This window comes from Desulfovibrio sp. Fe33 (genome assembly GCF_028532725.1).
In the GTDB taxonomy this organism is placed as follows: domain Bacteria; phylum Desulfobacterota; class Desulfovibrionia; order Desulfovibrionales; family Desulfovibrionaceae; genus Pseudodesulfovibrio.
The window spans coordinates 470,747-484,501 of sequence record NZ_JAQKGU010000001.1; the positions used below are offsets into that span (position 1 = coordinate 470,747).

At 62.3% G+C, this 13,755-nt stretch carries 10 protein-coding genes; 9 read left to right on the forward strand and 1 reads right to left on the reverse strand.

Annotated elements, in window-relative coordinates; all coding sequences use genetic code 11:
- Positions 1-26: 26 nt before the first annotated feature.
- The 3 genes from PSN43_RS02260 to PSN43_RS02270 all read left to right on the forward strand — a co-directional run bounded on the left by PSN43_RS02260 (position 27) and on the right by PSN43_RS02270 (position 5,651).
- Positions 27-1,400 carry a protein kinase domain-containing protein gene (locus PSN43_RS02260; protein ID WP_272699092.1) on the forward strand — a complete coding sequence of 458 codons (1,374 nt, stop codon included), beginning with the start codon at positions 27-29 and terminating at the stop codon, positions 1,398-1,400.
- Between the two features lie 309 nt (positions 1,401-1,709).
- Positions 1,710-3,695, forward strand: coding sequence for an acetate--CoA ligase (acs, locus tag PSN43_RS02265; RefSeq protein WP_272699093.1), 1,986 nt, complete (start codon positions 1,710-1,712; stop codon positions 3,693-3,695).
- Between the two features lie 444 nt (positions 3,696-4,139).
- A complete protein-coding gene (locus PSN43_RS02270) occupies positions 4,140-5,651 on the forward strand; it encodes a catalase (protein ID WP_272699094.1) in 1,512 nt (503 codons plus the stop codon).
- Between the two features lie 316 nt (positions 5,652-5,967).
- Here the strand turns inward: PSN43_RS02270 and dapF are convergent, their stop codons facing one another.
- Positions 5,968-6,819, reverse strand: a complete 852-nt coding sequence (gene dapF, locus PSN43_RS02275) for a diaminopimelate epimerase (RefSeq protein ID WP_272699095.1) — start codon at positions 6,817-6,819, stop codon at positions 5,968-5,970.
- A 157-nt stretch (positions 6,820-6,976) separates the two neighbouring features.
- On the opposite strand from dapF, the gene PSN43_RS02280 reads away from it, so the two are divergent.
- The 6 genes from PSN43_RS02280 (at position 6,977) to PSN43_RS02305 (ending at position 13,687) form a co-directional block, all read left to right on the forward strand.
- A complete protein-coding gene (locus PSN43_RS02280; RefSeq protein ID WP_272699096.1) occupies positions 6,977-7,228 on the forward strand; it encodes a hypothetical protein in 252 nt (83 codons plus the stop codon).
- A gap of 78 nt (positions 7,229-7,306) precedes the next feature.
- Positions 7,307-8,059, forward strand: coding sequence for an MBL fold metallo-hydrolase (locus PSN43_RS02285; RefSeq protein WP_272699097.1), 753 nt, complete (start codon positions 7,307-7,309; stop codon positions 8,057-8,059).
- Positions 8,060-8,184: 125 nt separating this feature from the next.
- Positions 8,185-9,519 carry a response regulator gene (locus tag PSN43_RS02290; protein WP_272699098.1) on the forward strand — a complete coding sequence of 445 codons (1,335 nt, stop codon included), beginning with the start codon at positions 8,185-8,187 and terminating at the stop codon, positions 9,517-9,519.
- A 145-nt stretch (positions 9,520-9,664) separates the two neighbouring features.
- Complete coding sequence (locus tag PSN43_RS02295; RefSeq protein WP_272699099.1) at positions 9,665-11,116, forward strand: tetratricopeptide repeat protein; 1,452 nt, start codon at positions 9,665-9,667, stop codon at positions 11,114-11,116.
- A gap of 171 nt (positions 11,117-11,287) precedes the next feature.
- Complete coding sequence (gene argS, locus PSN43_RS02300) at positions 11,288-12,931, forward strand: arginine--tRNA ligase (protein ID WP_272699100.1); 1,644 nt, start codon at positions 11,288-11,290, stop codon at positions 12,929-12,931.
- Positions 12,932-12,967: 36 nt separating this feature from the next.
- A complete protein-coding gene (locus tag PSN43_RS02305) occupies positions 12,968-13,687 on the forward strand; it encodes an SPOR domain-containing protein (protein WP_272699101.1) in 720 nt (239 codons plus the stop codon).
- Positions 13,688-13,755 lie beyond the last annotated feature (68 nt).

Genomic DNA, 13,755 nt, shown 5'->3' on the forward strand with positions numbered 1-13,755 from the left:
CCGCGCCCTTGGGCTAACGTGCGCTCATGCGGATAGGACGATACGAAATACGCGGCCTGCTCGGCCGGGGCGGCATGGGCGCGGTGTACAAGGCGGCCATGCCTGTGACCGGCAGGATAGTGGCCCTCAAGGTTCTCAAGCCGGCCGAGATCATGGCGGACCTCGTGGGAGAGGACGCCCTGAGGGAGATGTTTTACAAGGAGGCGTCGGCCATGGCCTCCATCAGCCATCCCAATGTGGCCGCCATCCTCGACGTTAGCGGCGGGAGCGGGGAAGGGGAGGGTGATCCGGCTCCTCCGCATTTCACCATGGAATATTACTGCGGCAACCTCGGGGCGCTCATGGGCGAGACCTACGAGGTGGAGCGCGAGTCCCGGCGGCTCGGCGTGGAAACCTCGCTGGCCATCGCGCGGGGCATGATCTGCGGCCTGGACCGGCTGCACTATGAGGGAATCATCCACCGCGACGTCAAACCCTTCAACGTCATGCTCGCCGAGGACCAGGGCGGTCCCGGCACGGTCAAGCTCATCGACTTCGGCCTGTCCAAGCTGCGCGGGGAACGGACGGTTCGCCATAAGGGCATGGTCGTCGGCTCGCCGTACTATGCCGCCCCCGAACAGGAAGCGGACCCTGAATCGGCCGACGAGCGGTCGGACCTTTATTCCGTTGGCGTGACCCTGTACCGTATGCTTACCGGACGGTTGCCGGAATCCGGGAAAAGGCTGCCAATCTGCGACGTGCACGCGGACCTGGATTGCCGGTGGGACGACTTTTTCTCCACGGCCCTGGCGCGCGACCCGGCGGCGCGGTTTCCCGACGGCCCCGCCATGCTCAACGCCCTGGACGATCTCGAAGCCCGTTGGCGCGAGCAGCGGGATGCCGTCTGCGCGGCCCCGGACCTCCTTGGCGATGCCGGGAACGGCAGGCCGTTTCCGCGTCCCCGGCGCGAGCCGGTCAAGGCCGGTCTCAAGGAAGGACGCACCGTCTTCGGCCTGGACGGGTTGTGGCGGCCCGAACGGTACGCCCACGGGGAGTTCGCCGATCAGGGCGACGGCACCGTCGCCGAGCTGTCCTCGGGGCTGATTTGGGAACTTGACGGCTCCCGCTATCCGCTTACCTGGGAGCGTGCGGCGGCCCATGTGGCCCGCCTGAACCGCAATGCGTTCGCCGGCCGCGTCGACTGGCGGCTGCCGACCGTGGCCGAACTGGCCACGCTCTTCACCGGCCGCACCGAACCCGGCGAGTTCTGTCTCCAGCCCGCCTTCGACCCGCGCAAGGCCCGCCTCTGGTCCGCCGACCGCAAGGCCTTTACCGCCGCCTGGTATGTGGACGCCGAACTCGGCTTCGTCTGGTGGCAGGACCTGACCTGCCGCTTCTTCGCCCGCGCCGTGGCCGGGTAGATATCGTCTCCGGCGGCCGGAGGGGAAACGCTTGAGAAAGTTCCTCCTCCGGACTCCTCTTCAAAGCTATTTGTGCGTCTTCGGAGCGTGCGCGCCGACGTCGGCTGCCGTTTCCCGCGCCTCCCCGCGCCGTTTGCCGTTCACCGGGCGGTTTCTGACCGTTCACCTAAAAATGGGAGCGGTTGTTATTTGCTTCATATAGATGATAACGTGTCTACGGCGGACTAGCGCCATGATACGACATTTCAGTGGGTTGCGGCCCGTTCCCGGCGGGCGAGGCGAAGAAACGTACAGATCAGGAGCATCTTGATGACCGAAGAAGAAAGGAAGATCGAAAGTCTGCAAAAGGAAGGACAGATATTTCAGCCCGACACCTCCATGCAGGATCAGGCCTGGGTTTCGAGCATGGACGCCTACGCAGCGGCCAACCAGCGGGCGCTCGACGATCCCGAAGGATACTGGGGCGAGCGGGCCAAAGACCTGATCGACTGGTTTTCCGATTTCGACTCCGTTCTGGAGGCGGATTACGACAAGCCGGAGTTCAAGTGGTTCTCGGGCGGCAAGACCAACGTCTCCTACAACTGCCTGGACCGTCATCTGACCGGTGGCCGCCGCAACAAGGCCGCGCTCATCTGGCAGGGCGAGCCCGAGGAGGACGTGCGGGTCTACACCTATCAGATGCTCCACACCGAGGTCTGCCGCTTCGCCAACGTGCTCAAGAAAAAAGGCGTCAAGCGGGGCGACCGCGTTTCCCTCTACATGCCCATGATCCCGGAACTGGCCATCGCCATGCTGGCCTGCACCCGGCTGGGCGCGCCGCACTCCATCGTCTTTGCGGGCTTCTCGTCCATCGCGCTCCAGTCTCGTATCGAGGACGCCCAGGCCAAGGTGCTGGTCACGGCGGACGCGGTCCTGCGCGCCGGCAAGACCATTCCGCTCAAGCCCAACGCCGACGAGGCGCTCAAGGACTGCCCCTCGGTGGAGCAGTGCATCGTGGTCAAGCGGGGCGGCAACGAGGTCGGCATGGTCGAGGGCCGCGACTCCTGGTGGCACGACGAGATCATGGCCGAGGACATTACCTCGGATTGTGCCTATGAGGAAATGGACGCCGAGGACCCGTTGTTCATTCTGTACACCTCCGGCTCCACCGGCAAGCCCAAGGGCGTGCTGCATTCCACCGGCGGCTACCTGACCTACGCGGCCCATTCCACCCAGTACGTGTTCGACGTCAAGGACGACGACGTGTACTGGTGCACCGCGGACGTGGGCTGGATCACCGGCCATTCCTACATCGTCTACGGTCCGCTGGCCCTGGGAGCCACTTCGGTCATGTTCGAAGGCGTGCCGAGCTATCCCCGCCCGGACCGCTACTGGAAGATCGTGGACAAGTTCAAGGTCAGCATTTTCTACACCGCTCCCACGGTCATCCGCGCCCTCATGCGCGAGGGCGAGCAGTGGACCAAAACCTATGATCTCTCCTCCCTGCGGCTGCTGGGTTCCGTGGGCGAACCCATCAACCCCGAGGCGTGGCTCTGGTATCATAACAACGTCGGCGGCGGGAAACTGCCCATCGTGGATACCTGGTGGCAGACCGAGACGGGCGGCATCATGATTTCGGCCATGCCCTACGCCACGCCGCTGAAGCCCGGTTCCGCGACCCTGCCCCTGCCCGGCATCTCGGCCAAGATCGTGCGCCGCGACGGCAGCCTGGCCGAACCCAACGAGGGCGGCCATCTGGTCGTGGACAAGCCGTGGCCCGGCATGTTGCGCAATGTCTGGGGCGACCCCGACCGCTACAAGTCCACCTACTTCGCCGGGTTCCCCGGAGCCTATGAGGCCGGAGACGGCGCGCGCGTGGACGAGGACGGCTATTTCTGGATCATGGGACGGCTCGACGACGTCATCAACGTGTCCGGCCACCGCATGGGAACAGCCGAGATCGAATCCGCGCTGGTCGCCCACCCCGACGTGTCCGAGGCCGCCGTCGTCGGTATGCCCCACGACATCAAGGGCGAGACCATCTACGCCTACGTGACCCTGCGTTCCGGCGTGGAGCCCAGCGACGACATGATCAAGGAACTCAAGGTCTGGGTGCGCAAGGAGATCGGCCCCATCGCCACCCCCGAGTTCATCCAGTTCGCCGACGGTCTGCCCAAGACCCGTTCAGGCAAGATCATGCGCCGCGTCCTGCGCAAGATCGTCGAAGGCTCCAGCGATTTCGGCGATACCTCCACCCTCGCCGATCCGGGTGTGGTCACCGATCTGGTGGAAGGCAACAAGGACCTGGTCAGCTAGCCGCCGGTCCGCTCAACAAGGCATTCAAGGCCCCTGATTCGTCGGGGGCCTTTTTTTTGGGATTATCTTTTTTTGACCGCTGAAGAGGAAAATCAGGAGGAGAAAGCCGCTTTGCGGCTATAGCCGGGTGATTTCGCCTCCGGCGGGCAAGGGCTCGCACCCTTGCATCCCGTGTATGCGCCTTCGGCGCGGTTTTTCGCTTCGGGGTGTTCTGTAATGAAAAGGGTACAGGTTAGTATGTAGGTCCCTTTTTTATGGGCATCATAACCGATGATGTGGTAACAAATACATTGTGTATAATAGGTTGAGATGTGAACTGTAATTTTTTTGGTAAGATGTGAACAAAATGCTATCGATAATCATTCCTATTTGGTATGGTTTGAACAACTAACCGGAAGCAAGGGGGATAAGTTCCCGTTAACATTGTCTTATAAGGAGAGATCCATGTCGAAAGACTCGAAAAGATTGACGACCGCCTTTGGCAGCCCGGTGGGCAACGACTTGAATACGGTAACCGCGGGGCCCCGGGGCCCGGCCCTGATGCAGGATGTGCATCTTCTTGAGAAGCTGGCCCATTTCGACCGGGAGCGGATTCCCGAGCGGGTGGTGCACGCCAAGGGAGCCGGAGCCTACGGCTATTTCGAGGTCACGGCCGATGTGACCATGTACACCAAAGCCGCTTTCCTGTCCGAGGTGGGCAAGAAAACCGATGTCTTCGCCCGATTTTCCACGGTGGGCGGCGAAAAGGGCAGCGCGGATTCCGAGCGCGACCCGCGCGGCTTTGCACTCAAGTTTTACACCGAGGAAGGCAACTACGACATGACCGGCAACAACACTCCGGTCTTCTTTATTCGCGATCCTCTCAAGTTCCCCGATTTCATTCACACCCAGAAAAGGGACCCTGCCACCAACCTCAAGGACCCGACCATGGCATGGGACTTCTGGTCGCTGACCCCCGAGTCCATGCATCAGGTGACCATTCTCTTTTCCGATCGCGGCACCCCGGCCACTTACCGGAACATGAACGGCTACTCCAGCCACACCTACAAGTGGTACAACGACAAGGGCGAATATTTCTGGGTTCAATATCACTTCAAGACCGACCAGGGCATCAAGAACCTTACCGGTCCCGAGGCCGACGAGATGCGGGGCAAGGACCCGGATCACGCCACCCGCGATCTGTTCGACGCCATCGCGGCGGGCGACTACCCGTCCTGGACGCTGGAAATGCAGATTCTGACCCCGGAGCAGGCCGAGGACTTCGGTTGGGACATTTTCGACATCACCAAGGTCTGGCCGCACAAGGAAGTCCCGCCCATCACCGTGGGCAGGCTTGTCCTCAACCGCAATCCGGACAACTACTTCGCCGAAGTCGAGCAGGCCGCCTTCAATCCGAGCAACCTCGTGCCCGGTATCGGCGTCTCGCCGGACAAGATGCTCCAGGGGCGTCTCTTCTCCTACCACGACACCCACCTGCACCGGCTTGGTCCCAACTATCACCTTATCCCGGTCAACCAGGCCAAACATGCGCCCGAGAACAACTACCAGCGCGACGGCGCAATGCGCGTCGACAACAATGGCGGCGGCGGTCCCAACTACTGGCCCAACAGCTTCCACGGACCGTCTCCGGACAATGTTTCGGTCGAGCCGGGCATTCCCCTGGAAGGCGAAGGCGGACGGCATGAGTACACCCATCCGAACAACGACTTCGTCCAGCCCGGAACCCTGTATTCCGTGGTCATGAGCGATCAGGACCGGACCAACCTCGTCAACAACATCCTCGGGTCCATGCAGAACGTGCCCGAGCCCATCCAGCTCCGGCAGTGCGCGCTCTTCTACCTCACCCATGAAGAGTACGGCACCCGCGTGGCCGAAGGTCTCGGCCTCGATATGGCCGAAGTCAAGCGGCTCGCCGCCATGACCCAGGAAGAACGCGTGGCCGCCACGCAGATTTAGTGAAGCAGTGAGGGGATGCCTCCGGCGGCCAGAGGGGAAACTTTTGAAAAAGTTTTCCCCTCTGGACTCCCCTTCAAAACTTTTTAGCGCCGCTTCGCGGAGACCGGCCATCTCGCCGGTCAGGCCTTCTACAAAAGAGCGCCCCCGCGGAGCGGCTATAAAAAGTTTGGGAAAAGAAGGGGATGGGGGTCCGGGGGAAGGGGAGGAAAGAACCCTTTTCAAAGGGTTTTTCCTCCCCTTCCCCCGGCCGCCGGAGGCAAAAAAAAAGGGACGTTCCATCAGGAACGTCCCTTTTTTGACGTCTGTGGACCCAGGCCTACAGGGAGAGGCCGAGGGGCTTGAGGTAGAGTTGTCCCTGGAAGGTGAGTTCGGCGGCTCCCTGGAGGAAGACGGTGCCGTTTTCGAGGAACACGGTAAGGACTTCGTTGCCGGTGGTGGTCAGGTCGGCCTTTTCGCCGGTGAGTCCGAGGGTGTGCGCCAGGAGCTGGGTGGCGGCGGCGCCGGTGCCGCAGGCGTATGTTTCGGCTTCCACGCCGCGCTCGTAGGTGCGCAGGAGGATGGTGGCGTCGTCGACGACCTGGGCGAAGTTGACGTTGGTTCCGGCGGGCGCGAAGCGTTCGTGGTAGCGGATCTTGGGGCCGAGGTCCATGATGTCGACGGAAGCGACGTCATCCACGAAGACCACGGTGTGCGGCACGCCGGTGTCGGAGAAGTGGACGGTGAGCGGCGCGCCGTCGACTTCGATGCCGATGTTGGTTTCGGTCTTGAGCGGCGGGGTGAGCTGGACCTTGACGCGTCCTTCGTCCGGGCCGTCGAGAAGGACCTTGGCCTTGATGGGACCGGCGTCGGTGCCGAAGGCGTGCTCGGCGGGCGCGAGGCCGATGGCATGGGCGAGTTTGCCCGCGCAGCGCGAGGCGTTCCCGCACATTTCGGCGCGGGAGCCGTCGGAGTTGTAGAAGTGCCAGCGATAGGCGAGGGACGGGTCGTCCGCGTTTTCGAGGAAGAAGAGCCCGTCGGCGCAGACGCCGAAGGCGCGGGCGCACACGGCCTTGGCCCAGTCGGCCATGGCTTCCACGGGGACGCCGAGTTCGCGGTTGTCGATGACGACGAAGTCGTTGCCGCAACCCTGCATCTTGTAGAAGGGCACGGAGTCGGTGAATATGTTCATGGAAAATCCTCGCATTTTTCGGAAAAGCTATACGGGACGGGGGGTATGGTCCAATTCTTTTTGCGTATGGATGGTCGTCGGCCGGGGCTGGGCGCTTCCTTGCATTTAGGGGGCGGGAACGATATCGATTGTGCAGATTGACCAGGAGATTTCGATCATGTCCAAACCGTGCGTAGGTTGCGGGTGGTGCTGCCTTCAGGACCCCTGCATGGAATCCCACAGAAGATATGGCTACATGCGCCGCTGCCCCGACCTGTTTTGGGATGAGGCCGCAGGCCGGTATATGTGCGGGCTGATGCTCGATCCGGAGACCTCGGAGCAGGTCAGGCGGTCGCAGCACGCAGGGCAGGGCTGCTACGCCCCGTTGAATTCCTGGCGGGAGGATGTGCGCAATCGCGACGACGATTGATTGCTTTTCCTTTTGCCTCCACCGTGTATTTGTGAAACGGTGTTTTTTTAAAGGGAATTTAATAAAACGGAGCAATGAATGCGCGTGACTTTTGTCGGGGTGGGCGAGGCCTTTGACGAACTTCTGCCGAACACTTCCCTGCTGGTGGAGTCGGGCGGTTCGTCCATACTGCTTGACTGCGGTTTCAACGCCTCCTGCAAATTGTGGAAATACGCGGCCAATCCCCTCGACCTGGACGCGGTGTTCGTCTCCCATTTTCACGCGGACCACTATTTCGGGCTTCCGGCCCTGATTTCCCGTTCCATCGAGGAGGGACGCTCCAAGCGGTTGACCATTCTCGGTCCGAGCGGCATTGAATCCCGTGTCCGTCGGCTTATGGACCTGGCCTATTCCAATGCCCTCTCGCGGGCGGGGTTCGAGATTTTCTTCATCGAGTGCGTGCCCGGCGAGGATTTCAAGCACAGCGGATTCCGCTTTCGTTTCGCCCTCAACGACCATTCCATGCCGTGCCTGGCCATCCGGCTGGATGCCGGGGGCAAGTCCCTGTACTATTCCGGCGACGGCAAGCCCACGGACGACACCGTTGACCTGGCCGGGGATTGCGACCTTGTGGTGCACGAGGCCTTTACCCTGGACGAGATCACCACGGGCCACGGCGACGTGGGCACCGCGCTGGAGATGGCGAGCAAGTCGGGAGCCAAGGCTTGCGCATTGGTGCATATGAAGCGGACCATCCGGCATTCGATGATGGACATGATCCGCATGGCCATCGGGACCATGCCGGGCGTCAACGCCTTCGTGCCCGAGCCGGGTGATGTGTACGAGTACTGATCCCTCCCTCGGGGCTCTAGAAATATCATTTCCTTTTGTTCCTGCTCGTGCCATCCTCAGCGTCTGCGTGCCGGCGGTAAAAGGTGCGCCGACAGCGTTTGAACAAGCCGCGACCAGGGGAGAACATGGCCGGTAAATACGACTCCATCGTCTACGATTATTTCGAGAAGACCAACGGTTCCATCATTCTCATAAGTGAGGACCTCCTGTTCAAGCGGATGTTGTCCTCGACCATTTTCAAGATCATAGGCACGAAGCGGGACTGCCTGTTCGCCATGGAGACCGTCCATGCGGGGCTGAAGAAGGTTCAGTCCATGCATAAGGCCGGGCACGAGTTCATCGTCTTCATCGAACGGATGCTCGGCGGCGGCACCAGCACGGACACCATCCTGACGCTCAAACGGCTGCTGCCCGACCTCAAGATCATCGTTCTGGTGGGGGAGACCAAGCGCGAGAACATCGCCTTCTTTTACGAGATCGGCGTGAGCAACGTCATCTCCAAGCCCGCCTCCATGAACAACATCATCGAAAAACTGGCGTTCACCGTGAAGCCCCAGGGCAAGCTCAGCGAGTATATGCACCTCGGCAAGCAGCGTCTGGCCGCCGGAAAGTTCACGGAGGCCATGCAGATCGCCCGCAAGGTCCTGGAGCTCAAGCCGGGGAGTCCGGCCGGGCTCATGCTCAAGGGTGACGTGCACATGGCCTTGAACGAGCTGGACAAGGCGTTGGACAGCTATCACCAGGCCCACGACAGCTCCAAGATTTACCTTGAGCCGATCAAGAAGCTGGTGGACGCGTACCGGGGCGTGGACGAGAGCGAGATGCTCAAGTACATGAAGAAGCTCGATCGGCTGAGCCCGCTGAACGCCCAGCGCAAGACCGAAATCGGCAAGGTTCACGCGAAGCGGCAGGAGATGGACGAGGCCATGGCCTATTTCGACCAGGCCATCGAAACCGTCACCAGGGAGGCCATGGGCATGATCGGTTCCGTGGCCGAAAGCATTGCCGAGGCCGTGGCCGACGACCCGGGCATGTCCGAGAAATACCTGAGCAAGGTCCTGGAAGCCAAGGGCGGCCGGTTGAGCAAGGAGGACATCTCCCTGTTCAATAAGCTCGGCATCGCCCTGCGGGGCCAGGGCAAGTGGCGGGAGGCCATCGAGAACTATGTCGAGGCCCTGCGAATTTCCCCGGAGGACGAGGGGCTGCATTACAACATGGGCATGGCCTTTTACGACGGGGGCGACAAGCGCCGGGCCGGAAATTGTTTTCGCAAGGCCATGGAGTACAACCCCGATTTCTACAAGGACAGCGAAAGGGTTTCCATGAACCTCGGCACCCTGTTCGCCGATCTGCGGGAATACGAGCTGGCCATTCCCTGCCTGGAAAACGTCCTCAGGCTGAATCCGGACAATGTCCTGGCCGCGCGCAGGCTCGGCGTCTTGCGGGACGCCGTGGGCTGATCCGCGCCCGGAACCGTTTGGGGCCGGGAGCGCGGCCCTTCATCCCCTCTCTTTCCCGCCGGGTTGACCGTTTTCCCCCACTTCACGTAGTGTCCGGATGAGGAGCGGATGGCCGCTTCGCCACAGGCAGCCGGAAGGGGCACCCATGCAGCAGGAAACCGCCGACAGCACGGTCCGCAGGTTCATCGAGAAGGATGGCGGCGTCATCGTCTATGTCTCGGACGACTTCGGTTTCACTCGCGCCCTGCGCAACATGGTCTCCAGGGTCATAGGCCTGCGCGGCGAGGTGCTGCTTCCCTATGCCTCCCTGGAGGCGGCGCTGAACAAGTGCGTGGAGCTGGATGACCAGGACATTCCGTTCGTGGTTTTCATCGAGCGGATGATCGACAACCGTCCGTCCACCGACTTCATCATCCGTCTTTCGCGCGAATGCCCCGGGGCGCGCATGATCGTCCTCACCTGGGAGGCGACCAAGGAAACCGTGGCGTATTTCTTCGAGCTGGGCGTCAGCCGGGTGCTGGTCAAGCCCGCCTCGGCCAACAAGGTCGTGGAGGAACTGGCTTCGGCCATTTCTCCGCCCATGGCCCTGAGCCAACAGGTGGAGCACTGCCGCAAGCTCCTGGACGCCCGCAACTACGAGGCCGCCCTGGCCGCCTCGGACCGCATCCTCATGCTCAAGCCCGATTCCGCGTGCGGGCTGGCCATGCGGGGCGACGCCCTCATGGGCGTCGGCCTGCTTGACGAGGCCGTGCAGACCTACATGTCCGCCCATGAGGCCAATCCCATATTCATGGCTCCGCTCATCAAGCTCGCCGAAGCGTTCCGCAGCATGGACGACGAGCGCGCCCTGGCCTATCTCAAGGAGCTGGACAACATCTCCCCCCTCAATCCCGAGCGCAAAATCGACATCGCCGAGCAGCATCTGCGCCAGGGAGAGCACGAACAGGCCGAGCGATATCTGGACCAGAGCGTGCAGGCCGCGGAGCGAGAGACGCGGTCCATGGTCGGCGACCTGACCGAGCGTATCGTGGACGCCGTGTCGGCCACGGCCCCGGATTTGGCCGTCAAATACCTGAAGCGCGTCATCGACACCAAGCGCGTGCTCGGCCGCGACGACCTCGTGCATTTCAACCGCCTGGGCATCATCCTGCGCGGGGAAGGCCGTTGGGCCGAGGGTGTGGAGGTTTACAGGAAGGCCCTCTCCATCGCGCCGGATGACCCGGTCATCCTCTACAACATGGGGCTGGCCCATTGGGAGGGGAACGAACGCATGACCGCCCTGGACTGCTTCGAGAAAGCCCTGGCCCTCGATCCGAACTTTTATGCCGGGAGCGTGGGGGCGGCCCTGAACATAGGCTCCCTGTATCTCGATCTGCGCTATCCGGCTGACGCCGCTCCTTTCTTCGAGCATGTTCTCGGCCTGGACCCGGAGAACGAATTGGCCCGCGCCAAGCTCGACCTGGTCCGGAACCTGGCCCGTCTCCAGCCCGAGGCTTCGCGCCGTCACCATCGGGAAGAGACGAGGCCGCCCGAGCCGCCTCCCGAACCGTCCGGGAAAAAGAGAAAGCGCAGGCCGTTTACCAATCTGGAGCTGTGACGCGCCAGTCCCCATCCGAGGTTTGAGAGGAATTGCCGCAGGTTCGGAGTGCCGGTCCGCATGGCCGGAAAGCCCCGGCGGCCGGGCGGGACGCTTGATCCGGGCTTGGATTGGGCGGGGTTTCGTGCTAGAGGCTTCGCCACAAGGTTTGTTTAAGGAGAATACTCGAAGATGAGAGCAAAGATACATTTGGAAGGGGCGCTGAAGAAGGCGCTGGACGGATTCGGCTGGGCGTGGCCGGAGAAGGCGGTCATCGAGCCGCCCAAGGACAGCGGGTTCGGCGACATGTCGGCCAACGTGGCCATGATGCTGGCCCGGGAGGCCAAAAAGGCCCCGCGCGCCATTGCCGAAGACCTCAAGGGCGTGCTTGAGAACGATCCGCTCATCGAGAAGATCGAGATCGCGGGCCCCGGATTCCTGAATTTCACTTTGGCCCCGGCCTTCTGGCAGGAAACCGTGGGCGAAATCCTCAAGCAGGGCGCGGAGTACGGCTCCTCGACCCTGGGCAAAGGCACGAAGGTGCAGGTGGAGTACGTGTCCGCCAACCCCACCGGGCCGCTGCACATCGGCCATGGCCGAGGCGCGGCCTTGGGCGATTCCCTGACCCGCATCCTGGAGAAGGCCGGATATGACGTCCAGGCCGAGTACTACATCAACGACGCCGGACGCCAAATGCTCATTCTGGGCGGTTCCATTCTGTACCGCGCCCGCCAGTTGGGCGGCCTCAATCCGGCCGAGCCCGAAGATTACTACAAGGGCGAGTACATCACCGACATCGCCCGCGACCTGATGGCCGAACGCTCCGATCTCCTGGAGCTGCCCGAGCAGGAAGCCATGGAGATCTGCAAGGTGTACGGCAAGGACGTGATCCTGGAAGGCATCAAGCAGGACTTGGCCGCCTTCGGCGTGCGCCACGACGTGTGGTTCTCCGAGAAATCCCTGGTCGAGGACGGCAAGGTGGACGAGACGTTCGCCGACTTGACCGCTTCCGGCATGGGCTACGAGGCGGACGGCGCGTACTGGTTCAAGTCCACCCAGCTGGGTGACGACAAGGACCGCGTGCTGCGCAAGACCAATGGCGACACCACTTATTTTGCCTCCGACATCGCCTACCACGACAACAAGTTCAAGCGCGGCTTCGATCTGGTCGTTGATATCTGGGGCGCAGACCATCACGGCTACGTCCCGCGCATGATGGCCGCCTGCGAGGCGCTCGGCAAGCCGGGCGGCCTGTGCGTCATCCTGGTCAATCTGGTCAACCTCCTGCGGGACGGCCAGCCCATCGCCATGTCCACCCGCGCGGGCCAGTTCGAGACCCTCAAGGACGTCGTGGACGAGGTCGGTTCCGACGCGGCCCGGTTCATGTTCCTGTCCCGCAAGTCCGATTCCAAGCTCGATTTCGACCTGGAGCTGGTCAAGCAGAAGTCCATGGACAACCCGGTTTACTACGTGCAGTACGCCCATGCGCGCATCTGCTCGCTGTACCGCAAGGCCGCCGAGGCCGGTGTCGAAGCCGCCGCCGTCTCCCCGGCCTCCCTGGCCCTGCTCGATACCGAGTATGACCTTGAGATGCTCCGGCTGCTGGATCAGTACCCGGACTACGTGGAGGCTGCCGCGCGGACCCAGAGCCCGCACCTGATCTCCACGTATTTGCAGGACCTTGCTTCAAAGCTTCACAGGTACTATACCAATTGTCATGTTCTCAGCGCCGAGCCCGAAGTGGCTTCGGCTCGGCTCATGCTGCTCGGTTGCGTGGCCGGCGTGGTCGCCGGCGGCCTGGCCCTGCTGGGTGTCAACGCTCCGGAATCCATGTAGGGGCCTTCCGGCCGAAATTGAATACGGACGACTGCCATGGCTGAAAAAATGGAACCGAAATTCAAGGTCAAAGTGCCCAGGATCAACGCGGCCAAGAAGAAATTCGACTTCTCGCTGACCCTGCCCGGCATGATAAGCGCCGTGGGCGCGGGTGTGCTGGCCCTGACCTTTTTCTTCATCATGGGTATCCTCATAGGGCGCGGCTACCGGCCCGAAGCCGACGTGCCGCCCCTGCGGGACATCATGCCCAGCGCCGAGCACGGCCGGTTGGCCGAGGACGCCTCTCCGCCTACGGTTTTGACTCTTGAGGAACTGGATTATCAGGATAGGCTCAAGGCCTCGCCCCAGCAGATGCTCGACACTCCGGCCGAGGAGCCGAAGGCCGCGCCCAAGCCGGAGCCCAAGCCCGAAACCAAACCCGAGCCCAAGCCCGAGGTCAAACCGGCACCGGAACCGGCGCCGGAACCCGCCCAGGCGGCCGCGCCCGCTGCGGTCCAGCCGGGCGAGCCTGTGTTCGACTACGTGTATCAGGTGGCTTCTTTCCGCAAGATGGACATGGCCCGCAGCCTGAGCGACAAGCTCTCCGCGGCGGGGCTGAACGCCCGGGTCGAGTCAGGCGAGGCCAAAGGGGCCACCTGGCACCGTGTCCAGGTGGTTCATCGAGGAACTCCGGCCTCCACTTCGCAGATGAAGACGGTGCTCGCGAAATACGGCATCGACAAGCCGCTGCTCAAGAAGAAGTCCGCTGTCCAGTAGGCGCGGAGGATCGGACCGGGTTTTCGAATTCTGCGACGACGTCTCATAAAAAAAGCCGGGCTCTGGAA